17 protein-coding genes and 1 pseudogene are annotated in these 23490 nt (G+C 64.6%); 5 read left to right on the plus strand and 13 right to left on the minus strand.

Features of this window, described 5'->3' with window-relative positions; translation table 11 throughout:
- Positions 1–11 precede the first annotated feature (11 nt).
- The 4 genes from ABQJ48_RS19195 to ABQJ48_RS19210 all read right to left on the minus strand — a co-directional run bounded on the left by ABQJ48_RS19195 (position 12) and on the right by ABQJ48_RS19210 (position 3168).
- Positions 12–881, minus strand: coding sequence for an amino acid ABC transporter ATP-binding protein (locus ABQJ48_RS19195; RefSeq protein ID WP_367839584.1), 870 nt, complete (start codon positions 879–881; stop codon positions 12–14).
- A gap of 12 nt (positions 882–893) precedes the next feature.
- On the minus strand, positions 894–1556 hold the full coding sequence (locus ABQJ48_RS19200; protein ID WP_367839585.1) for an amino acid ABC transporter permease: 663 nt from the start codon (positions 1554–1556) through the stop codon (positions 894–896).
- A gap of 18 nt (positions 1557–1574) precedes the next feature.
- Complete coding sequence (locus ABQJ48_RS19205) at positions 1575–2225, minus strand: amino acid ABC transporter permease (RefSeq protein ID WP_367839586.1); 651 nt, start codon at positions 2223–2225, stop codon at positions 1575–1577.
- A gap of 115 nt (positions 2226–2340) precedes the next feature.
- Positions 2341–3168 (minus strand): transporter substrate-binding domain-containing protein, encoded by an 828-nt coding sequence (locus ABQJ48_RS19210; RefSeq protein WP_367839587.1) that lies wholly within the window; start codon positions 3166–3168, stop codon positions 2341–2343.
- Positions 3169–3488: 320 nt separating this feature from the next.
- Between ABQJ48_RS19210 and ABQJ48_RS19215 the strand changes: the two genes are divergently transcribed.
- Both ABQJ48_RS19215 and ABQJ48_RS19220 read left to right on the plus strand, forming a co-directional pair.
- Positions 3489–4478, plus strand: a complete 990-nt coding sequence (locus tag ABQJ48_RS19215; protein ID WP_367839588.1) for an isopenicillin N synthase family dioxygenase — start codon at positions 3489–3491, stop codon at positions 4476–4478.
- On the plus strand, positions 4475–5911 hold the full coding sequence (locus ABQJ48_RS19220) for an FAD-binding oxidoreductase (RefSeq protein ID WP_367839589.1): 1437 nt from the start codon (positions 4475–4477) through the stop codon (positions 5909–5911). The genes ABQJ48_RS19215 and ABQJ48_RS19220 overlap by 4 nt, the downstream gene beginning before the upstream one ends.
- Positions 5912–5956: 45 nt before the next feature.
- Here the strand turns inward: ABQJ48_RS19220 and ABQJ48_RS19225 are convergent, their stop codons facing one another.
- Together ABQJ48_RS19225 and ABQJ48_RS19230 are read right to left on the minus strand one after the other, a co-directional pair.
- Positions 5957–9376, minus strand: coding sequence for an alpha/beta fold hydrolase (locus ABQJ48_RS19225; RefSeq protein WP_367839590.1), 3420 nt, complete (start codon positions 9374–9376; stop codon positions 5957–5959).
- A 218-nt stretch (positions 9377–9594) separates the two neighbouring features.
- Complete coding sequence (locus ABQJ48_RS19230) at positions 9595–10386, minus strand: hypothetical protein (protein ID WP_367839591.1); 792 nt, start codon at positions 10384–10386, stop codon at positions 9595–9597.
- Positions 10387–10764: 378 nt separating this feature from the next.
- Between ABQJ48_RS19230 and ABQJ48_RS19235 the strand changes: the two genes are divergently transcribed.
- Complete coding sequence (locus ABQJ48_RS19235) at positions 10765–12615, plus strand: ATP-binding response regulator (protein WP_367839592.1); 1851 nt, start codon at positions 10765–10767, stop codon at positions 12613–12615.
- A 96-nt stretch (positions 12616–12711) separates the two neighbouring features.
- Here ABQJ48_RS19235 and ABQJ48_RS19240 read toward each other — a convergent pair whose 3' ends face one another.
- The 4 genes from ABQJ48_RS19240 to ABQJ48_RS19255 all read right to left on the minus strand — a co-directional run bounded on the left by ABQJ48_RS19240 (position 12712) and on the right by ABQJ48_RS19255 (position 16446).
- The gene (locus ABQJ48_RS19240; RefSeq protein ID WP_367839593.1) at positions 12712–13473 is read right to left on the minus strand and encodes a response regulator; all 762 of its coding nucleotides are present in this window, start codon (positions 13471–13473) and stop codon (positions 12712–12714) included.
- Positions 13474–13834: 361 nt separating this feature from the next.
- Positions 13835–14026, minus strand: coding sequence for a hypothetical protein (locus ABQJ48_RS19245; protein WP_367839594.1), 192 nt, complete (start codon positions 14024–14026; stop codon positions 13835–13837).
- Positions 14001–15005: a cytochrome d ubiquinol oxidase subunit II gene (gene cydB, locus ABQJ48_RS19250; RefSeq protein WP_367839595.1), complete on the minus strand. Its 1005-nt coding sequence runs from the start codon at positions 15003–15005 to the stop codon at positions 14001–14003. Before cydB ends, ABQJ48_RS19245 begins: the two co-directional genes overlap by 26 nt.
- Before the next feature lie 28 nt (positions 15006–15033).
- Positions 15034–16446, minus strand: a complete 1413-nt coding sequence (locus ABQJ48_RS19255) for a cytochrome ubiquinol oxidase subunit I (RefSeq protein ID WP_367839596.1) — start codon at positions 16444–16446, stop codon at positions 15034–15036.
- A 626-nt stretch (positions 16447–17072) separates the two neighbouring features.
- Between ABQJ48_RS19255 and ABQJ48_RS19260 the strand changes: the two genes are divergently transcribed.
- Positions 17073–17909, plus strand: a complete 837-nt coding sequence (locus tag ABQJ48_RS19260) for an NAD-dependent epimerase/dehydratase family protein (protein WP_367839597.1) — start codon at positions 17073–17075, stop codon at positions 17907–17909.
- 27 nt (positions 17910–17936) lie between these two features.
- The gene (locus ABQJ48_RS19265; RefSeq protein ID WP_367839598.1) at positions 17937–19241 is read left to right on the plus strand and encodes an MFS transporter; all 1305 of its coding nucleotides are present in this window, start codon (positions 17937–17939) and stop codon (positions 19239–19241) included.
- Between the two features lie 206 nt (positions 19242–19447).
- Here ABQJ48_RS19265 and ABQJ48_RS19270 read toward each other — a convergent pair whose 3' ends face one another.
- The 3 genes and pseudogenes from ABQJ48_RS19270 to garL form a co-directional block, all read right to left on the minus strand.
- Positions 19448–21385 carry a glycoside hydrolase family 28 protein gene (locus ABQJ48_RS19270; protein WP_473094158.1) on the minus strand — a complete coding sequence of 646 codons (1938 nt, stop codon included), beginning with the start codon at positions 21383–21385 and terminating at the stop codon, positions 19448–19450.
- 335 nt (positions 21386–21720) lie between these two features.
- Positions 21721–22626, minus strand: a pseudogene (locus tag ABQJ48_RS19275) (2-hydroxy-3-oxopropionate reductase); the annotation flags it as partial.
- A gap of 54 nt (positions 22627–22680) precedes the next feature.
- Positions 22681–23481, minus strand: a complete 801-nt coding sequence (garL, locus tag ABQJ48_RS19280; RefSeq protein WP_367839600.1) for a 2-dehydro-3-deoxyglucarate aldolase — start codon at positions 23479–23481, stop codon at positions 22681–22683.
- Between the last annotated feature and the right edge of the window lie 9 nt (positions 23482–23490).

The following is a 23490-nucleotide window of genomic DNA, read 5'->3' on the forward strand; positions in this document are numbered from 1 at the left end:
CCGGTGCGCGTTCATAGCGCTGGCGCGTCGCCGGCATCGCGCGTCCAGAACGCGTTACGGTCGAAGTAGTTCTGCAGGAACTGCCGCAAGCGCGGCTGCCCCGCGTCGTGAAAGACCTCGCGCGGCTTGCCCTGCACCGCAATGCGGCCCTGGTCGATGAACATCACCTTGTCCGCGACCTGCGCGGCAAAGCCCATTTCGTGCGTGACCACGGCCATCGTCATGCCGTCGCGCGCGAGTTGCTTCATCACTTGCAGCACTTCGCCGACCAGTTCCGGATCGAGCGCCGAAGTCGGCTCGTCGAACAGCATGATGTGCGGCTCCATCGCGAGCGCGCGGGCAATCGCCACGCGTTGCTGCTGGCCGCCCGACAGCTTGGCCGGGTGCACATCGCCCTTGTGCGCGAGGCCGACCGCTTCGAGCATCGCGTTAGCGCGGCGGCGCGCTTCGTCGCGCGACAGATGCCGCACGCGCAGTAACGCTTCCATCACGTTGCCCAGCGCGCTCATGTGCGGCCACAGGTTGAACTGCTGGAACACCATGCCGACGTTGCGCCGCACGCGATTGATCTGTGCCTGCGAAGCGCGCACCCGTTTGCCGTTGCGCTCGCTATAACCGAGCAGTTCGCCTTCGATGCGCACGTCGCCGTGATCGTAGGTTTCGAGCGCGGCCAGGCAGCGCAGCAGCGTGCTCTTGCCCGAGCCGGACGGACCGATGATGCACACCACTTCGGAGCGCGCGATCTCCAGATCGACGCCGCGCAGCACTTCGACTTCACCAAAGCGCTTGCGCAGATCGCGCACTTCGATCAGCGGCGCGGCGGGCGGCGCGGCGATGCCGGTGGACGGCGTGGAGGAGGGCATGTCGGCGATGGCATTCATAAGGACTCCGATTCATGCGATGAAGCGTGCGATGCGGGCTTCGGCCCACATGCCCGCGCGCGAAGTCAGTTCGACCAGCGCGAGGTAGCACGCGCACAGCACCAGCAGCGTTTCGACGAAAGCGAAGGTGGCCGAGCCGATGCCGGTCAGCACGAACGTCAGTTCAGGCACGGTGACGATGGACAGCACCGCCGTTTCCTTGCTCAGCACGATGATCAGGTTGGTCAGCGCGGGCACGATCAGCACCAGCATCTGCGGCACCTGGATGCGCAGCACGGCCTGCCAGCGCGTGAGTCCGAGGCACGACGCCGCCTCCAGATGTCCAGGCGGCACCGACTGAAAGCCGGAGCGGAATGCTTCGGCGAAATAGGCGCTGCCGTAGAGCCCCAGACCGAGCACGCCGGCCGTCATCGGTTCGAGTGTGAGGCCGATGGATGGGCCGCCGTAGTAGAGCAAAAACAGTTGCACGAGAAATGGCGTGCCGCGAAACAGTTCGATATAGACGCGCAGCAGGCCCCGGACCCAGCGTCCGCAAAAGAGTTGCAGTACGGCGATCAGAAAGCCGATCACGAGACCGATCGCGACGCCCGCGGCCCAGGTGGCGAGCGTCGTCGCAAGGCCCGCGGCGATCGGCTGCAGGTTGTGCGTGATGACGGTGGGGTCGAGCGTCTGCATGACGTGGCTCAGAAAGGATCAGGCGTGCTGCAAGCGATATTCGGCGGCGTGTGCGATGAGCGCGAGCGCACCGCAGATCACGAAATAGATCAGCCCCGCCGCGAGATAGGCTTCGAGCGGCCGATATGTGCTGGCGGCAAGGTTCTGCGCAGTGCGCGTCAGTTCCGCCACACCGACCACCGAAATCAACGACGAAGCCTTGATGAGCAGCACCATCTCATTGACGAGCGACGGCAGCGTCAAGCGGAAAGCTTGCGGCACCAGAATGCGCCGCAGCGTGTCGAACGGTGCAAGCCCGAGCATGCGCGCGGCTTCCAGATGACCCGGAGGAATGCTGAGAAAGCCGCCGCGCAGTATCTCGGCGATATACGACGCCGAGCACAGCGACACCGCGCTGATCGCCGCCACCACCGGCGACACGTTGATGCCCGCGAACGGCAACAGGTAATACACCAGCAGCAACTGCACCAGCATCGGCACGCCGCGAAAGAAAAACACGTATGCGCCGCCGATCATGCGGGCCGAGCGATGGGGCGAGAGCCGCGCCGCGCACACGCCGATCGCAACGAAGAAGCCGATCACGAGCCCCGTCAGCGAAATGCCGATCGTGGCGAGCGCCGCGTGCAGCAACAGCGGCAAACCCTGCAGGAAGACGGTCGTGCTGAACATGAGCGGCGCACTCGCTGGAACGGATGATGACGATGCGATTGGCGGCGCGGCCGGGCGCATCGCGTGCGTCAAAACGCCTGCATCGACGGCTCATGCCGGTCGATGCAGGCTGCGATCAGTAGTTCGGTGCGGGCATCGTGGTCGGCGCGTCCATTGCGACGCCGAACCATTTTTTCTGCAAGGCCGCAAGGCGCCCGTCCTGGTGCATCTTGACGAGCGCGGCGTTGAACGCGTCGGCAAGCGGCTTGCTGTCTGCGTCTTTTCTCAACGCGTACGCGAAGTACACCTTCGCGCCGAACGGCGGCTGCACGACCGCGAAGGTCTCGGGACGTTGCTTGGCCACGTACGCGATATTGGTCATCGAGTTCGCGACGGCGGCAATGCGGCCGGCGGCGAGATCGGCATAGGCCTGATTGTTGTCGACATACTCGCGGATTTCAGGCGGCTTCGGCAACGTGGCGACATAGGTCTTCAACTGGTCGAGCTGTGCCGAGCCCTTGCCCGCGCCGACCGTCTTGCCCGCAATATCCGACGACTGCTTGACCGACGCGTCGTTCGCGCGTTTGAGCAGCGCGTCGGTGGCGTCCGCGACGGGTAGCGTGTACGTGTAGCGGTCCATGCGCGCCTTCGTGACCGTCAACGGACCACCCACCATATCGAACTTGCCCGCTTCCAGACCCGGCAGCACGCTCGGCCAGGGCAAGTCGATGAAGCGCACCTTGACGCCGATTTCCTTACCGACCTCGGCGAACAGGTCCTTGTTGAAGCCCGCCTGCTGCCCGTTTTCGAGGAAGTCGAACGGCGCGAACTGCATCTCCGTGCCGACCACCAGTTCGCCGGCTTTCTTTACTTTGGCGAGCTGGTCGTCCGCGTGAGCGGCGACGCTTGCCGCGCACAACGTCAGCATGATCAGACGACACTTCCAGCCTGAAAGGATGTTCATGGGAATCTCCGGTTGGCAAAGCGGTGCCGTGCGAAAGCGATGCGTTCGACGCGTTCGGCGCGGATCATGCGAAGCAGTATATACCGCGTTTTTCGCGCGAAACAAATAAACGTGCGGCTAGAGAAAACCCCTGATATGCAGGGCCCAAAAGCAGGTTGCGACTGTGCTTTTGGCGGTATATACAACTGGAATGCGCGCGGCGCGCGCATGGTTGCATACGGTATCGCATGGTGCTGTTACTGCGACGCACCCAGTGCTTTCGTCGGTCCATTCCTGTCACTGTTGCACTTCGGTCCAAACGCCATTAAGGGAGCCGCGCCATGCCCGTGACCCGCATTCCGATCATCGACTTCGCCGGCGTGCGCGCGGGTGATCCGCAAGCCTTGCGCCGCACGGCACAGGAAATCCGTGAAGCGTGCACGACGATCGGCTTCTTCTACATCATTAATCATGGCGTGCCGCAAGCGTCGATCGATGCCGCTGCCGATGCGGCGCGCAAGTTCTTCGCGTTCCCGGTAGAGACCAAGCGGCGCGTGGCGGTGAATCAGCGGCATCGCGGTTTCAATGCGCTCGGCGACGCGACCATGTACCAGGCGAAGCGGCCGGACTACAAGGAGTTTTTCAGTATCGGCCTCGAACTGCCCGAAGACGATCCGGACGTGCGCGCGGGGCAGGCGCTGCGTGGGCCGAATAACTGGCCGGACTTCATGCCGGAACTGCGTCCCGCGCTCTACGGCTACTACGACGCGGTCGCGGCGTGCGGCGCGGATCTGCTGCGCGCTGTCGCAGTGAGCCTCGACGTCGACGAACATTTCTTCGCGCCGCGCTACACGAAGCGGATGCAGCGCACGCAGATGGTCTACTATCCGCCGCAGCCGCCTCAATCGGACCAGGATCAGTTCGGCGTCGCGCCGCATACCGACTACGGCTGCATCACGTTGCTGTGGCAGGACCAGGTGGGCGGCTTGCAGGTGCGCGAGATCGCCAACGACACATGGGTGGACGCGCCGCCCATCGAGGGCAGCTTCGTCGTGAATGTCGGCGATCTGCTCGCCCGCTGGACCAATGACCGGTTTCGCTCCACGCTGCATCGCGTGATCAATGCGTCCGGACGCGAGCGCTATTCGATTGCGACGTTCTATGATCCGACTTACGACGCGATGGTCGATCCGCGCGAGCTCGGTACGAGCGAAGCCGACCTCGCCTATCAGCCGGTAGCCGCCGGCGACTATATTCTCGGGCGCATCAACGATTCGATGGGCTATCGGAAGAAACACGCGGCTCAAGGCACACAAGGGACCCCTGCATGACAGAGCACGGTAGGGCACATGGCGACGCACGCGTCGACGAAAACGCCGTCGCGCCGCTCGCTTCGACACTCGGCGCATTGCGCGCCGCGCTCGGCGAAGAGTCGGTGCGCACCGGCGAACAGATCGGCGAACGCGCGATGACCGACTGGACGCGTCACGACCCGACGCGCCCGGCTGCGCTGCTCTTGCCGCGCAGCACCGAAGAAGTCGCGCGCGCGCTGGCAATCTGCCACGCAGCGCATCAGCCGGTGGTGCCGCAAGGCGGCATGACCGGCCTTGCGGGTGGCGCAATCGCGCGGGCCGCGGACATCGCGTTGTCGCTCGAGCGTTTGAGCGGCGTCGAAGAAGTCGATACCGCGTCGGCTACGCTCACGGTGCGCGCGGGAACAACGTTGCAAGCTGCGCAGGAAGCCGCTGCGCAAGCCGGCTTCGAACTCGCGCTCGATCTCGGCGCGCGTGGGTCGTGCCAGATCGGCGGCAATCTGGCGACCAACGCGGGCGGCAATCGCGTGATCCAGTCGGGGACCGCGCGCGATCAGGTGCTCGGTCTCGAAGTGGTGCTGGCCAATGGCGACGTGCTGAGCGCACTCGGCAAGATGGTCAAGAACAACACGGGCTACGACCTCAAGCACTGGTTCATCGGTTCCGAGGGCACGCTCGGCGTGATCACGCGAGCGGTGTTGCGGCTGCATCCGCAGCGCGCGGCGCGTCACACGGCGCTTGTCGCACTCGACGGCTACGGCGCCGCGGTGACCCTGTTGCGCCGCTTGTCGACGCGCTTTGGCAACGACATCGGCGCGTTCGAGATCATGTGGCCGGACTTCTACGACTTCGGCGTGAAGCTGACCGGCGCGGGTTCGCCGTTCGCCGCCGCGCATGCGCTGTATGCGCTGATCGAGCACGCCAGTTTCGATGCTGTCGGCAGCGGCGACAGCTTTGCTGCCGCGCTCACTGAAGCGCTCGAAGCGGGCGTGATTCGCGATGCCGTGATGGCGCAATCGGTAGCCGATGCGCGCGCGTTGTGGGCGATTCGCGAATGCACCGCGGAGTTTCCGTTGCGGCTCGATGCGATCAATTTCGATGTGAGCCTGCCGATCGGCGCGATCGGCGGATTCGTCGACCGTTGTCGTGCTGCGCTCGATGAACGCTGGCCGGGCAACGTGTCCTATTTCTTCGGGCATATCGGCGATTCGAACCTGCATGTGACCGTCGACGGTCACTCGATCGCCGATGTCGATCATCATGCGGTCTACGCGTTCGTCTATGAGATGCTAAGGCCGTTGCACGGTTCGGTGTCGGCGGAACATGGGATCGGCCTGCTCAAGCGCGAGTTTCTGCCCATTTCGCGTTCGCCGGCGGAGCTGGCGGCGATGGCCGCGATCAAGCGTGCGCTGGACCCGCACGGCATTCTGAATCCGGGCAAGCTGTTTTGAGCGTCGGCGAGGGCGCGTAACCGGCAAGTAGCCGCTGGCGCTGCGTCAATGCGCGTTCAGATACCGCGCAATCACCGGGTACACATCCACCGACGCATTCTTGCCGAAGATGCAGTCGATGTGTCCATAGCCAGGAATCAGATGCCGCTCATACGGCTGGTCGGGAAAGCGCTCGACGAGCATTTCAAAGGTCAGCTCGGTGCTTTTCGGCAGATACGTTTCGTTTCTGTCTCCGTGGATGAAGCCGATAGGCAGACGCATTCCGTCCAGGCCCTTCATCCCATCCGTGCCTGTGAGATAAACGTTCCTGCCTTCCGCATCCACGACCTGGCCCGCGCGAACCATCGCGGCCAGATGCTTGAAGACCTCGACATCGTGCACGCCGAACAATTCCTGCAGGTTCGCATGCAGGGTCTCGTTCAGCTTTTCATGCTCATAGAGCAGGCCATAAAGAAAAGTCGCGCGATGGCAGATCGGACTGCCGCATCCCTCGTCGTGATCGATCGGGTAGAGCCGCAGCGCTTCGTCGAGCAGGTTTTGCGGCCAGGCCTTGTCTTGCGTATACGCGCTCAGGTCCCGCACGTTCAGATGCTGCATGATGTCGGGGATGTGCAGGCCGGCTTTGATCTTTTGCAGTGTGCCGGGCACCGGATGCGCCGACACCTGCGAAATGACCGCTGAACGCACGCCTTCGAGTCCGTATAGCAACGACATGGTCAGCGCAAGGCCGCCCAGGCAGTGACCGACCACCTGAATCTCCGGCGCGCCGGTCAGTTCGCGGATCCTCGCGACGGCGGCGGGAATGTCCTCGCGAGCGACCTTATCGACATTGGTCGGCACGAGCACGCTTGCCATTTCGATACTGACGCGCAGATCGACCAGCCATACGTCGTAGCCGGCCGCGCACAGATACTCGACCAGGTTGGTCGCGATCAGATCGGTGGAAAAGATGCGGCTGGATACGCCCGAGCCATGGATCAGCAGCACGGGGCGGGTCGCCTTCCGGGCGGGGTCGACGTAACGTGTGAGCCGCAGCGTGGTTCCATCCGGCGTATCGAAGAAAACGACTTGCGGCGCCGGCGCGCGCAGCGTCCGCTTCATGCGCGGCGCCGGCTGCGGGCCGAGGAACTGCAAGGGCGCCGCTACGCCGCCGTATTCGTCGAACAGCACGCCCGCGAAGAACTTGCCGAACTTCAATGTCCATTCGAGGCGGGTCTTCAAATCGGGCGCGTGGGTGACTTCGAGCGTGCGTTGCTGCTTGAGGAAGTTTTCCGGCGTGATGATCAGCGTCGCCTTGCCGATCACCGGCGCGTCCGTCTGTTGCGACGCGCGAAGTTCGGCATAGAGCGTGTTGGTCTGTTCCCACAGATTGACCGGCGATGTACGCGTGACGATCTTCCGGCCGCTCAGATAGTAGGTGTTGCCTTCCACGGCGTTGAGCGTCATCCGGTAGTTCATGTCGCGCTCGTCCACGTCCGATTCATCGACGACGAACAGGTTGAATGTGCCGGCGGTGATCGTCATGGGTTGTGCGGAGAGCGCGGCGCAGGTGAGTGTGCCGGCGGTACGGGCGAGATGATAGGGATTACTGATCATGTCAGCGAGATCGTCGGATTCCACGGTCAGCGTGAACTCGATCGCGCTGGTGGCGGCGTCTCCCGCATCGGCCGGAACGACCGGCGTATAGCTGCCGACCATCGTCTCCGTGAAGCGCAAGCCGATCTTTTGCGCGGGCGGCGGCATCCCGGCGCCGCTTGCAGCATAGTCGATCGTCCAGCCATGCGAGGCCGCGAGCAGCGCGCAATTGCGCTCCGCGAGAGCGGAAATGGTCAGGAGCGGATTGACGCCGAGCGACATCGGCATCACCGCGCCGTCCATGACATACAGACCTTCGTGCACCGCGTTGCCCGCCGCGCCGCTGAATACGCGGCCCATATGATCGACTACGCCGTGCCCGGCATCCTCGCCCATCCCGCAGCCGCCGAGCGGATGGACGGTGACGGTCCGCTTGCCGAGCATATCGGTGGAGATGGGATTGCGGACGTATTTGCCGCCGAGCGGCACGCTCGCCTGCTTCAGCGCCGCTTCGACCGTGTCAAAGATCGGTTGCTGGCCCGCTTTCTCCCACGCGATGCGCGCGCGGCCCTTGCTGTCGACGCTGATCTGACCGCTTTCGTCGTCGTGCGCCATCACCAGGTAGGTTTGCGTATGATTGAGCGCGCCATGATATGGACCCCGAAGCAAGCTCTCGATCACGCGCGCGTCGTAAGCCAGCCGGTCGTGCAGCGAGCGCGGCCCGCCCACGTCTTCGCCTTCGACCGGTGCGGCGCCGCCGAGCATGCCGACCAGCGCAACGCCGACCGGCCCCGCCAGCGAGCCTTCTTCGATCACGAAGCCGTCTGTGACATTCGCGGTGCCGCGATTGTCGACGAGTCCCGTGATGGTCGGCCCGACCGGCGCAATCTCGCCTGGCTCGTGCGCGCCCCAGCCGACTCCGTTGATCGTGTCGTCGGTGTTGTACGCGAACGCGAGCACGTCGCCGTTGCCGGTGAAATGCTCGCCGAGCATGTCCGAGGTGCTCAGCCCTTCGTTGCGCGAGCGCAGCAGCAAGGCCGTCGAACCGATCGTACCGGCCGACACGATGACGATATCGGCGCTCACGAACAGATCGGGCGCGTCATAACTTTCGCGTCCGAGCTGCACCAGTTGGAAGCTCACCTTCCATCGCTGCGTGTCCGGCACGCGCGTCACCGAATGTACCGCGGCACCGGTGAAAATCTGCGCGCCGTGCGCGAGCGCATCGGGCAGATAGTTCATGTGCGTCGAATTTTTCGCGTCGTAGTTGCAACCCGAGTTGCAATCGCCGCAACCGACGCAGGCCTTCTGCTCGACGCCCGCCGCATTCGCGCGCGACTCGAAAGTGACGGTGATCGGCGGCCGGCTGAAGCGCTCGGCCATGCCGAGCGCCTGCGCGGATTTTTCGAGCGCCTGCAGTTTGGGCAGTGGCGCAAAGTCGTCGGGTACGCTCGACGGTTGCAGCATCGCGCGCGCAAGCGCGTAGCCCCGATCGCGGCCGATCTTGTCGGCGCGCAGCGCGGCTGGCCAGCGCGCGTCGTCCCAAACGCGCGGGTCCGCTTCGAGCGCCACGTTTGCATTGATCAGCGACGTTCCCCCGAGGCCGCAGCCGACCACCGCGTTCACGTCCTCGTTCACGTGCACTTCGATCAGCGCGAGCGGTGAGCCGATGTGAGCGGCGGCGGTGTTGTACTGGATCTGTGCGGCGCCCTCGAACGGCGTGCGCGGAAATTCGCCGGCCATGAATTCGCGTCCGCGTTCGAGCACGCACACGCTGCGGCCGGCGCGCGCCATGCGGCTCGCGGCAATCGCGCCGCCATAGCCCGAGCCCACCACGACGACCTCGTAATGTGCTTGCAATGCCGTCGGCGCGCTCGATAAGCGGTTCATGAGGACCACCTCGTGTGGAAGCGAATGCGGAAATGAAGGCCGCACTTTCGGAAGGAAGACGGTGCGCGGCGGCGGCTTTTTTATCGTAGGCGGTGCGGGGGTACAAAAAAAGCACGCCGTGGAGGGCGCACGAACGCTCGCGGCATCTGCGGTGTTCGCACTGCGCCCCGAACCCGCGTGCGCACTGCCGCGCATTCGCGGCAGGTTCTCAAGTTTTTTTACGCCGCTGCTTCATTCATTTCGCTGTCGCTCGATTCGGCGGCAAGCAGACTCAGCGCGAGCAGAATGGCCGCGCGATTCTCGATTTCGATGGCGATGCCGAGTACATTCGTGAGCCAGCGGCCGATCCGCGTATTGGAAAAATGCTCCGCGCCGCCCGTCTTTTTCATCGTGACACCGAGCTTGAGCGCACGATAGTGATACGACGGCACCCGATGCTGAGCCGCGACCGCCGACAGCCCGCCTTTGCCTTGCGAGCACCAGCCGAGGCTGCCGGCCAGCACGACGCGCTCGGGCTCGTCGAGGCTTTCGATGAACGCGCGCGCCGCGAGCCGCACGCGCTGTTCGTTCAGGCCGTATTGGAGCAGCACGCTTTGCACCGGGTCTTCCAGCGCCTGCGCACGCAGATCGATTTCCTGCGTCATGCCTTCGTTTTCCATCGACACGTTGCGTTGATGGCCGGCGCTGCGCAGACAGTCGATCAGATAGCGGCGGAAATACGCACACACTGCATAGCCGTTGGACGGCGCGCTATCGGCGCAGGCGTGGGTTTCCGTGTGACCGGGCGCAAGGCGCAGCACTTTCGCATAGATGAACTGGGCAACGAGTTCCTCTTTGTCCTCGCCGAGCGCCTGCAATTCCACCGGGTGATACGTGCGCAGCGCGCGCTTCACCAGTTCGACCATCGACACCATTTCGTCGGCCGACAAGCGGGTGCGCCGGCGCCACAGGTCGGGCAGGATCGCATCGTCGAGATTGCGGACGAACTCATAGTTCGGAACTGCGCCCATGAAAACCTCCGTCGGGGGAAGGCAGGGAGCGCGGTGAGCCTCAGGTGTGGGCCGGCGTTTGGACGGGGAAAGTTCAAGCCGCGCTGGAACGTGAATCCAGTATGGTTCGCAGCGACGCCTGCGCCTATATGGATTAAGTGTTAGCTGATGGGTAAACTGCCGGGTAAACCTTCTGACGAGAGCGCGCCTATTCGTCTGATGTGAGGCATTGGCTGCACCCCGCCCGCGGCCGCGCGAGTTGCTTCACCGCTGGCGCCTGCGCGTTGCCGCATGCGATGCCGGCCGCGCGCCGAGCGTGGTTCGCCCCGCCCATGCCGCCCAACCCGCGAGGCTTGCGCGCCCTCCTGAAGTTGCCGTGCCCGACAAGGAGACCGCGCGATGCGGGCCGATCCGATCCAGCGTGCCATCGATGAAGACCTGGTGCGTGTGCTGTACGCGCAGGACCCGATCGCCTTCTTCTCGCACTGGTTTTCCATCGCGGTGCTGGTGGCGATCTATTGGCCGAAAATCCCGTCGCCGCCGCTGTTCATCGCGTGCTTCAGTTTCTATGCGGCCGCCAATTGCGGTAGCCTCGGGCTGTGGATCTTCAACCGCCGCTATGCGAATCTGCTCGCGCCGCGCGGCTGGATTTATCTGCACGCGTTGCGCGGCGTGCTGCTCTACAGCGCGCCAGGCCTCGCGGTGTGGTTCGCATTCCAAAGCCCTCAAACCGATTTGCCGTTGCTGCATACGGTGATGCTGGTCACGCTCGCGGCCGGCGTGTTCATGTCCAACGGTTTCGACCTCCTGAACTTTTCCACCGCGATTCCATTCCTGCTGTTTCCGTCGATCGTGCTGCACTTCGGCTCGCACACGTTCGACCGCACGATCCTTGCGATCGTCCTCGCGTTTTTCTTTTGTGCGATCAACGTGTACGCGATGAGTTATCGAAAGCTGTTTCGCCAGGTCGTGCAGGCGCGAGTCGATCAGCTGTACCTGGCACAATCGCTCGCGGCGCAGAAGCAGGTCGCGGAAGAGGCCAGTCTCGCGAAGACGCGTTTTTTCGCCGCCGCGAGCCACGATTTGCGCCAGCCGCTGCATGCGATCGGCCTGCTCGCGGCGTCGCTCGACGACCCCACGGCGACGCCCGCGCAGCACGCCAAAACCGCCGAGCACATCGTCCATAACGTCGAAGCGCTGAATCAGCTGTTCAACCAGGTGCTCGATCTCGCGCGGCTCGAAAGTGGCGTGACCCAGGTGATGCGCCTGCATTTCAGGCTTTCCGAACTGTTCGAGCGGGTTGGCAGTCAATACCGCCCGCAGGCCGCGGCCAAGGGACTCGCGCTGCGCATCGCGCCGACCGCGATGGTCGTCTACGACGACCCGGTGCTGCTCGAGCGCGTGCTGAGCAACCTGCTGTCGAACGCGGTGCGCTATACCGAGCAAGGTGCGATCTGGCTGGGCGTTCGCCGCGCCGGACGGGCGTCGTGCGGCTACGTCGAGGTGCGCGATTCGGGCATCGGCATTCCGGCGGAAGAACATGACCGCATTTTCGAAGAGTTCTATCAGGTCGCCAATCCGCAACGCGACGCGCGCCAGGGCCACGGCCTGGGCTTGCCGACGGTCAAGCGGCTGGTCGGCATGCTCGGCGGCGAACTGCAACTGCGCTCGGCACCGGGGCGCGGGTCCGTATTCCGCTTCCCGGTGCAGGCGGGCGACTCCGGCGGGATCGTCGCGAGCCTGAACGAAACGGTGGCGGGCGGACCGTCCGCGCGGGGGCGGCGCGTGCTCTGCATCGACGACCAGGCATCGATTCTCGAAGGCCTGGCGAGCCTGCTGGGGCGATGGGGTTGCATCGTCCTCGGCGCGCGCGACGAGGCCGAGGCGATCGCGGCGCTCGAAAACGGCTTCGTGCCGGATGCGGTGCTGTGCGACTACCAGCTGGCGAATCATCGGACCGGCCCGCAGGCGCTCGCGGCGGTGCGCGGCGTACTCGCGAAGGCGGGGCATGACAATGTGGTGACCTTGCTGATTACCGGCGACATGGCGTCGGCGGAGTTGGCGGCGCTTGCTTTGCAAGGCATTCCCGTGCTGCACAAGCCGGTGACGCCCGCGCGCTTGCGGCGCACGCTGGAGATGCTGTGGCAACAGGCGGAACTGGATAAGGGACGGGTGGCTGCGACGATGGCGTTGCGTGACCACGCGAGCGGCGACGACGCGCGCGCCGGCGCGACGCCTCGCGCGATTTGAGGACGCGGCGAGCAGGACGCTCGGAGCCGCGAGGAGCGGCTCGCACGCTCAGGCGCCGGGCGAATCGCAGGAGCAGGGAACCGCTCGGCAGAACCCTTAAAGGATCTTCCCTGCTTCCAGCCACCCGTTGATGACCGCGATCGCCGTCGACCGATTATGCACACCGAGCGCCCGGAAGATCACCGACAGATGCACTTTGACCGTGCCTTCCGCGACGCCTAGCTCGCGCGCGATCATCTTGTTGGTCCAGCCGCGATGGACGAGTCGCATGATGTCCTGCTGACGCGGCGACAGATTTTCCAGCAGATGCTGTTGATGCGGCTGCAAGGACGGCACCTGCGTAACAGGTTCGGTGAGCGTCGCTCCGCTCTGGCCGCTGCCATCGGCACCCGGCAATCCGGCGAGTCCCGTCGAAGCCCCATCGCCACGCCCGCCCGCCGCCTGCGTTTCACGCGAGCCGAGCAGGCTCAACGCTTCCATCGGCACATAAGCGCCGCCCGACAACACCAGTTCGATCGCCTTGAGCATCACGCTGGCGGGCTGCCGCTTCGGCACGAAACCCAGCGCGCCGGCGGCCAGCACCGCGCGCATTTCGTCCGGCGATTCCTCGGCGGACAGCACGACCACGGGCAGCGCGGGGTTCGCCTTCAACAGCGCTTCGAGTGAAGAGGCGCCGCTCATCCCCGGCATATGCAGATCGACGATCGCAAGATCGTGATCGGCGTCGGGCCGCGCGGCGGCGGCGAGGCTTTCCCAACTCTCGGCTTCGTCGAACTGCGCGTCGGGATCGAGACCGCGCAGCATACCCTTGACGCCTTGCCGGATCAGTTCATGGTCGTCGGCCACAAGAAACTTCATGATGTCTCCGCGAGTCGGGCCTGCGCGTTTGGACAACCGCCGTAGTACGGTTTCGTTGTGCTTCTGTTCTCGTGAACCACATCATGGCCGGCTTCCCGCAGCTCGCCGCGCCAACCCGGCAGCGCGGCGCGCCTTGCGGCGGCAGACGGCCCGCGCAAGTGGCGCTGCATGGTTGCGTTCGCCCATTGCTCTCAGGCGCCACCACATGTGTAAGGCAGGTCTGTGCGCGCATAGGTTCCGGCTTGCTACGTAGACGAGCCGCGCGGGCATTTTTTTCAAGCCGTGCGGGCGGCTTCAGGCGGATTTTGCGGGCCGGCTCAAAGCAAGCTCCGGCCGTGTCTCGATCGCGTCTGGGCCGCGCTCATTTGACTGCGAACAGTGTCGCATTCATCAGGAGCTTGAACGCGAATCCGAGCGACATCGCCGAGGCGACGCCGAAGCACCATAGCGCGATGAACCATAGCCAGCCCGGCAATCTGCGCGTGCGTGCCGCGAGCGGTTGACGAGCGGCGGGCAGGCCGCGGCGCTCAGTGATAGTGATGTTGGTCGCCATGACGCACCTTGCCTCGAAAGACCCAATAACCCATCGTCGTATATGCGATGATGACTGGCAGAATCACCGCTGCCCCGGCCAGCGTGAAGGTTTGGCTGGAGCGCGGCGCGGCGGCTTCCCACAGCGTCATGCTCGACGGAATCGCATACGGCCACAGGCTCACGAGCAGACCGGCGTAGCCGAGCAGCACCAGCAGCAGCGCGAGCACGAACGGCGTGTTGTGATGCCGCTCACGCACGGCGCGATGCATGAAGAACGCGCAGATCGCGACGAGGAACGGCACCGGCAACAAGCGGTAGAAAAGGCCGCCATTGAACCAGCGTTGCGCGATCGTCGGGTCCTGCAGCGGCGTCCAAAGGCTGACTAGTGCGATGAAGCCGAGTAGCACCAGCGTGAGCGGCCACAGCACGCGATGCAGCCGGCGTTGCAGATCGCCTTCGGTTTTCGTCACGAGCCAACTGCACCCGAGCAGCGCATAGGTCGCGACGAGCCCGAGGCCGGTGAGCAGACTGAACGGCGTGAGCCAGCCGAAGGCGTCGCCGGCATAGCTGCCGTCGATCACGGGGATGCCTTGCAGGAACGCACCCAGCACGATGCCCTGGAAGAACGCCGCTCCCGCCGAGCCGCCGATGAACGCCAGATCCCACAGATGTTTCGTGCGATTGGCTTTGGCGCGGATCTCGAACGACACACCGCGAAAGATCAGGCACACGAGCATGAAGACGAGCGGCAGATAGAGCGCGGACAGCACGGTCGAATACACCGCCGGAAAGACCGCGAACAGCGCCGCACCGCCGAGCACCAGCCAGGTTTCGTTGCCGTCCCACACCGGCGCGACTGTGTTCATCATCAGGTCGCGCTCCTTCTCGTCGGGGAAGAACGGAAAGACGATGCCGATGCCCAGATCGAAGCCGTCCAGCACGACGTACATGAAAAGGCCCAACGCGATGATCGCGGCCCATACGACGGTAACATCCATTTTTTTCTCGCAAGCGGTTGGGTTGGGGTCAGGCCGCGTCGATCAGTCGATCGGCGGCGGACAGCGGGCGGCGCGCGCTCCGGGTGGGTTCGTGGCGCGGCACGCCATCCGGCGTGTGTCCCGGCAGCGCCGGACCCGAGCGCATCAGCTTGAGCATGTAGTAGATGCCGGTGCCGAACACGAGGAAGTACACCACCATGAAGGTCATCAGCGAGATACCGACCTGCTGTGTGGTCAACGGCGACACCGCCTGTGAGGTGCGCATCACGCCGTACACGACCCACGGCTGGCGACCGGCTTCGGTGGTGACCCAGCCGGCCAGCAATGTGATGAAGCCGCTCGGCCCCATTGCGACCGTGAAACGCTGGAACCACTTCGCTTCGAACAGACGTGCGCGTCGGCGCAGCGCCCAGGCCGCGAGCGACATGGCGATCATCAGGACCCCGAGCCCGGCCATGATGCGAAAGCTCCAGAACACCACGGTCGAGTCGGGACGATCCTGCGGCGCGAATTCCTTGAGGCCGCGAATCTCGCCATTCCAGCTATGCGTGAGGATCAGGCTGCCCAGATGCGGAACCGACACGGCATAGCGCGTCGTCTCGGTCTTCATATCGGGAATGCCGAACAGGTTCAGCGCGGTGCCGCCTTTCTCGGTGTCCCACAGACCTTCGATCGCCGCGATCTTGGCCGGCTGATACTGGCGCGTATTCAGACCATGCTGATCGCCGACGAACGCCTGGATCGGCGTGAGGATCAACAGCAGCCAGAGCGCCATCGAGAACATCTTCTTCACGGCCGGATCGCGCCGGCCGCGCAGCAGATGCCATGCGCCGACGGCCGCCACCACCAGCGCCGCGACGATGAACGCGGCGAGCGCCATATGTGCGAGCCGGTACGGGAACGACGGATTGAAAATGATCTTGAACCAGTCGAGCGGCACCACATGGCCGTTCACGACCTTGAAGCCTTGCGGCGTTTGCATCCAGCTATTGGAGGCGAGAATCCAGAAGGTGGAGATCAGCGTGCCGATCGCGACCATCAGCGTGGCGCCGAAGTGCGCGCGCGGACTTACGCGCTGCCAGCCGAACAGCATGATGCCGAGAAAGCCCGCTTCCAGAAAGAACGCGGTCATGACTTCATACATCAGCAAGGGGCCGGTGACGGGGCCCGCGAAACTGGAGAAGCCCGACCAGTTGGTGCCGAACTGATAGCTCATCACGACGCCGGAGACGACGCCCATGCCGAAGGCCACTGCGAAGATCTTCGACCAGAACAGGCAAAGGTCTTTGTAGTACGCCTTGCCTGTTTTCAGCCAGCGCCATTCGAGCACGGCGATGAAACTGGCGAGGCCGATGCTGAGCGCCGGAAACACAATGTGAAACGAGACGGTGAACGCAAACTGGATGCGGGCGAGATCGAATGCCGATAGAGCGGAGTTCATGAGCGTGTGTGCGTGAGGGCCGCGTGGGCGGACTACGCGCGTCGACCGGTGTCGGTGCGCACTGCGGCGAGCAGATGGCGCAAGCGTAGGGGATGGCCGGGGTTTTTGCTGCGCCGCGACGTGCGTCAAAAGACCATCTTGTGTTAGGTGGAATGAGCGTTTTTTGGCTGCGAACGCCTGATGGGTATGGGTTTTCCCTGATGGACGTGCGGGGTCCGCACAACGTGCCCGCACTGCGACTGCGGCAATCGACCGCGCTGCAGCAATGCAGCCTCGCCACGGTTTCGCGCGCTCGAGCGCCTGGGCAAGCCGGTTCGCAGGGCGGCTCGCTGCCTCCGGAATTTCCGTGACACGCGCTGGCGCGGTTACGCGGCAGCGGGGCTCAGGATTAAGCTCGCCCACTGATACGACGTCATATAAATAAATGTGTGCTGTCTTCAACTTGCAAGAGAAAATCCTCTTTTAAACCTCGTCGCACCAAGGGTAAATGCCGAGTTGAAATCCGCTTTCGCATCGCCGATAGTACGTTATCGTACAACATGCGGTTGGTGCAGAGACCCTCTGTCGTGGCACCACCGCCAGTTCTACCCCGTTCTATTGCGCGCAGCGCAGTAAAGGAACCCCTCATGAAAAAGATTGCCCTGAGCGGCGCAGGCGGCCAGCTCGGCTCCGTCGTGCGCGCCGCCATGATTGCGCGCGGCACGCCGCTGCGTTCGGCGGCCGGCTCGAAAGCGCTGACGCCTCTGGTCGAAGGTGAGGACGTGATGCACGGCGACCTGCGCGATCCGGCGGTCGTCGATCGGCTGCTCGAAGGCGTGGACGTGCTGATCCACTTCGCGGGAACGAGCGTCGAGCGCCCGCTGCCCGAAATCATCGAGAACAATCTGCGTGGCCTCGTCGAAGTGTACGAGGGCGCGCGCCGGCAACGCGTGAAGCGCATCGTATTCGCCAGCTCGAATCACGCGAGCGGTATGTATCCGGTTACCGAGCGGCTCAGCCTCGACTGCGAACTGCGCCCGGACGGCTTTTACGGCCTGAGCAAGGTGTGGGGCGAAGCGCTCGCGCGCATGTACTGGGACAAGCACGGGATCGAGAGCGTCTGCGTGCGCATCGGCAGTTGCCTGGAACGGCCGACCGAGCCGCGCCACCTGAGTACGTGGTTCGGTCATCGCGATCTGATGCACTTCCTCGAGCGCTGCGTCGAAGCGGAGAACGTCGGCTTCCTGACCGTCTGGGGCGTGTCGGCCAACACGCGCAGTTGGTGGGACAACAGCGGCGCCGAGCGTCTCGGTTATCAGCCGACCCAGAATGCCGAAGACTACGCCGCGGAGATCCTGGCGCGGCCCAATCCGCTCGACGCGCTCGGTCAACGCTTCCAGGGCGGCAGCTTCGTCGGTATCGACTATTCGCGCGACGACACGGGTGCGCACGATTGCGCGCCCCAAGGGGCACGGCCGCTCTGAGCGGCGCGGCATCAGGAGGAGAGAGTCATGAAAGTCAAAGGTATCCGCTGGTGGATGGTCGGTCTGGTCGCAGCCGGGCTCATCATCAATTACCTCGCGCGCAATACGCTGTCGGTCGCTGCGCCGACGTTGATGAAGGACCTGAACATCACCACCGAGCAGTACGCTCATGTGGTCGTCGCGTGGCAGCTCTGCTATGCGTTCATGCAGCCGGTCGCGGGCTTCGTGCTCGACAGCGTCGGCACCAAGCTCGGCTTCGCGGCGTTCGCGCTTGCCTGGTCGCTGGCGTGCGCGGCGGCCGCGTGGGCCACAGGCTGGCGCAGCCTCGCGGTTTTCCGCGGCCTGCTCGGCGTGGCGGAAGCGGCCGGCATTCCGGCGGGCGTAAAGGCGACGAGCGAATGGTTTCCGGCCAGGGAACGCTCCGTGGCGATCGGCTGGTTCAACATCGGTTCGTCGATCGGCGCCTTGCTCGCGCCGCCGCTGGTGGTGTGGGCGCTGTTGCGCGGGCAGTGGCAACTGGCGTTCGTGATCGTCGGCGTCGCGGGGATCGTGTGGAGCGTGCTGTGGATGGTGCTGTACAAGCATCCGCGCAAGCAAAAGCTGCTCGGCGCGCAGGAGCGCGATTACATCCTCAGCGGGCAGGAAGCCAGGCATAGCGACGACGCCAGCACCCCCAGGCGCAACTGGCGCGCGATGCTGGTGAGCCGCGACTTCTGGGCCATCGGGATTCCGCGCATTCTGTCCGAGCCGGCCTGGCAGACATTCAACGCGTGGATTCCGCTCTACATGATGACCGAGCGCCACATGAATCTGAAGGAAGTCGCGCTGTATGCATGGATGCCGTTTCTCGCCGCCGACGTCGGCTGCGTGCTGGGCGGCTATCTGAGCCCGCTGTTCCACAAATATGCGAAGGTCTCGCTGTTCACGTCGCGCAAGATGGTGTTCGTGGTCGGCGCGCTGTTCATGATCGGACCGGCGTGTGTCGGCCTGGTGGCGAGTCCGTACGTGGCGGTGGCGTTGCTGTGCGTCGGCGGGTTTGCGCACCAGACGCTCTCGGGTGCGTTGTACGCGATCACGTCCGACATGTTCGGCAAGAACGAAGTCGCCACTGCAACAGGCATGGGCGGCATGGCCGGGTATCTCGGCGCGGCGGCGTTCACCGCACTGTTCGGCGTGCTGGTTACGCAGATCGGCTATAGCCCGTTGTTCGTGGTGCTGGCCGTGTTCGACCTGATCGCTGCGGTCGTGGTGTGCGTGCTGGCGAGAAATCCCGGCAGGATTCCCGAGCCGAAGTGGAGCACGACGGGTACGGCTTCGGCGGGTGCGAAGTAAGCGATGGCGGGTGGCGCTCGGCGAGGCCGGGCGCGCGTGCAGGACGAAAAGGCGGCGCCCGGAATTGGGCGCCGCTTTCGTTTCGGGGCTGGTTTTGCCGGGTCAAATTCGCGACTCTGTGCGGCGCGGTCGAATGCTGCCGGGCCTGCATGACTGCGGCGCAATGAAAAGCGGGGCGAATGCACTTCGCCCCGCCGGGTTCACACTTACCGCTGATCGACGACCGTCGTGTTGTAGGTCGTCGAGCCGATCACGACATTGTTCAACGTGATGCCGTTGACGTTGTACGCGTAGATCGGCCCAGGTGTAGTCGCACTAGCCGGTCCGGCGCACACGGCCGTGCCCAGATTGCAGTTCGAGATCGTGACGCCGGTGATCGGCGGAACGGTCGGCGCCGGCGTCGGCCCGTTGTAGTCGAAAGCGACGGGCCCCTGTGCGACGATCGCCTGAAAGCACGAGCCCGTCGCGCCGTTTGCGGTCACGTTGCTGGCCTGCACGTTCGAGATGTTGACGTTCTGCACCACCGCCGGACGCGTGCGAATGGCGTCGTTGGCCGGCTGGTAGTCGCAGTCGAAGGTGATCAGCCCGCCCTGCGCCGCCGACGGATTGGCCGCCGTCTTCGTGGCCACGCCGAGCGGCACCGTGCCGTTGATCGGGCTGCCGCTCAGCAACGCGCTGCCGTAGCCCGCGCCTTTCAGGCTCACGCCGTTGGGCAGCGTGACCGTATCGACATAGAAGTTCTTCACGAAGCCGCCGCGATTCATGTTCGTCTTGATGCGAATCGCGATGTTCAGCGGATTGGTCGCCCAGTTCTGATTGAGCATCTGAAGATTGCGCGCGTAGATGTTTTGCACGCCGCCGCCCATTTCGCTGCCGAGCGTGATGCCGCCGTGGCCGCTATTCATCGTGCAGTTCTGGATCACGTGGTTTTGCGCGGGGCCGTATTGGGTGTCGAGATCCTTACCGGATTTGATAGCGATGCAATCGTCGCCGGTGTTGAAGGTGACGCCGTCGCACAGCACGTTGTCGCACGCGTCCGGATCGAAGCCGTCGTTGTTCGGGCCGATGCTGTTGGTCGTCACGCCGCGAATCACCACATTCTTGCAAGCGGTCGGGTGATGCTGCCAGAACGGCGTGTTGTTGGTGCAGTAGTTCTCCATCAGCACGTTGGTGCAGCCGAGGAATTCGACCATGCACGGCCGCAGGTAATGACCGACCCCGAAGATCCGCTTGGCGACCGGCACGCCGGCCTCGGACAGCGCGGGCAGATAGTTCTGGTCCTCCTGCCACGGCGTGACGGGGCTCGTCAGTTGCGCGTAGAGCGCGTCGGAAATGCCCGGCGCGGCGGTCTTCAGATCGACGTTGTTGGGATTGAGATAAACCTGCGACGGTGTCGACGAACTCACGCAGCCATACGCGCCGTTCGATCCCTTGAAAGTCCACCAGCAGGTCGCCGTGTTGCCCGTGCCGGCGAACGGCGTCATGGCCTGGCCGTTGAGCACGGAGCTCGCATCTTCACCGGTCAGCGCGATGTTGTTCTGGTTGCGCGCATAAACCGGCGAGCCATAGTTCAGGCAATCGTTGGCCTGCCAGCGGCTATAGAACAGTTTGCCGTTGGCGCCGCAGTCGATGGGGCCATCCTTCGCGTAGTCGGCTGGGTTCGGACTGAAGTAGATCGTGAAGTTCGCGCTGAGGTGAAAGTTGACGTTGCTCAACAGCACGATCGGACCGGCGCAGTACCACGTACCCGACGGCACGACCACGCGGCCGCCGCCCGCCGCGTTGCAGGCCTGAATCGCGGCGAGAAAGGCGGGCCGCGAATCGAACGAGCCGGCGGCATTGGTCTGTGCCGAGCCGGGGCTCGCAAGCGACGCGGCGCCCGTGTACGGATTGGCCGCGGCCACTACGGAGCAGGGCTGCGCGCCGTACTGGGTGACCACGTAGTCGCGTGCGGGAAACATGGACTGGGTGATGCCTTTGAGCGACGCGACGATCTGCGTCGCGGCGCCCGAGCTGCCCCAGATCGGGTCCTGCACCACCGGCGGCGCGGCCGGCGCGGGCGCGGCCGGCTCGCTGACCGAGCCGCCGCACGCGGATAGCCCGCCCAGCAGGGTTGCGCCGGCGGACGTGCCGGCCAGTACGATGAACGCGCGGCGCGCGGGAGAGTGCGGTTCGGTCGGGTTCGGGGTGCTCGATGCGGTCCGCTTGCCGTTATTGCGATGCCGGTTTGTCACGGATGTCTCCTTGCCCTGATTGGGCGTTGTCAGTAATCGTGGATGCTGCGGGGGAAGAGGGGCCATGCACGCCGTCCTTCAACATCGAGATCAGTAATCCTAAATATTTGTAAGGAGCGGCCGAGGATGACACAGCCGTTGTTGTCAATAAGAAGCGCGCTCAGGCCGCGCCCGCACGCACACGCCGCGCGGTCCGCACCTGCATGGAACGAACCGGGCGGCGCTGCGGTCGGCCGCGTGAGGTTTTAAGCCGGCTGTTGGCCGATCTCGTGGTTGGCCAGCACTTCGAGCGCCCGCACCATCGCGGAGTGATCCCACGCCTTGCCGCCGTGGGCGACGCACGCATTGAATAGCGCCTGGCAGGTCGCGGTGTTCGGCAGCGACACGCCGAGCGCTTGCGCGGTGGACAGCGCCAGGTTCAGATCCTTCTGATGCAGCTCGATGCGAAAGCCCGGGTCGAAGGTGCGCCGGGTCATGCGCTCGCCGTGCACTTCGAGGATGCGCGAGGACGCAAAACCACCCATCAGCGCTTCACGCACGCGCGCCGGATCGACACCGGCCCTGGACGCGAGCAGCAGCGCCTCGCCGACCGCTTCGATCGTCGCGGCGACGATCACCTGATTGGCCACCTTGCACACCTGGCCGGCGCCGACCGCGCCGATCAGCGTGACGTTCTTGCCCATCATGTCGAACAGCGGCTTGACGCTGTCGAAGGTGGCGGGTTCGCCGCCCACCATGATGGTCAGCGTTCCCGCCTTGGCGCCCACTTCGCCGCCCGACACCGGCGCGTCCAGGTACTCCGCGCCGCGCTCGCGCACACGGGCCGCGAATTCGCGGGTGGCCATCGGCGAGATGGAGCTCATGTCGACCACGGTTTGCCCGGCACGCAGCGCGCTGGCCAGCCCCTGTTCGCCGAACAGCACGCGTTCGACGTCCGGCGTATCCGGCACCATGATGAAGATCACGTCGGCCTGCGCGGCGACCGCGGCAGGGCTGTCGCACGCGAGCGCGCCGGCCTGGGTGAGTTCGTCCGGCACGCCGCTGCGCGTGAACGCCGCGAGCGCGACACCGTTCTTGAGAAGATTGGCGGCCATGGGCTTGCCCATGATGCCGAGTCCGATAAAGCCTGCTTTTTGCATGGAATGCTCCGAAAATGTCGTGGCGGCCGTATCTGCAACTGACCTACGCGTGGCGCAGCCCCAGCTTCAGCTCTGGCCCGCCGGTTTTTGCATGAACTGTTTCTGAACCGTCTGCGCGGCGTTTTTCAGAAGCCCCATGTCCGCGCAGACCGCGACGATGCGGCAGCCCATCGCCAGATAGCGCTCGGCGTCGGCCTGCACTGGCGCGAGAATGCCGCTCGCTTTGCCGGCGGCCTGCGCGCGCTCGAACACACGCGCAATCGCCCGTTGTACGTCCGGATGGTTCGCGTTGCCGAGATGACCGTAGCCGGCCGCGAGATCCGACGGGCCGACGAACACGGCATCGACGCCGTCCACGGCGAGAATCTCGTCGATCGAGTCGACGGCCTTGGGGCTTTCGATCTGCACGATCACGCAGACATTCTCGTTGGCTTGCTGGAAGTAGTCGGCCACGGTCGCAAAGCGGTTGCCGCGATGGCTCACCGACACGCCGCGAATGCCTTGAGGCGGGTAGCGCGTAGCGGCGACCGCGCGGGCCGCGTCCGCGCCGCTTTCTATGAAGGGCACGAGGAAATTCGAGAAGCCGCTGTCGAGCAGCCGCTTGATGAACACGCTGTCGTTGGCCGGCGGCCGGACCACCGGCGCGCTTGCGCTGTCCTTGAGCGACATCAGCTGGGGGATCAGTGTGAGCACGTCGTTCGGTGCGTGTTCGGCGTCCAGCAGCATCCAGTCGAAGCCGATCACGCCCAGCAGTTCCGTGACGATCGGACTGGCAAGCGACGCCCAGCAGCCGATCTGGGTCTCGCCCGCGCGGACGGCGCGGCGGAAGCGGTTGGGCAGGGCCTGGTAAGGCGTAACGGCTGGCATGCGATATCT

The sequence above is a fragment of the Paraburkholderia suaedae genome (genome assembly GCF_040812055.1).
Taxonomy (GTDB): domain Bacteria; phylum Pseudomonadota; class Gammaproteobacteria; order Burkholderiales; family Burkholderiaceae; genus Paraburkholderia.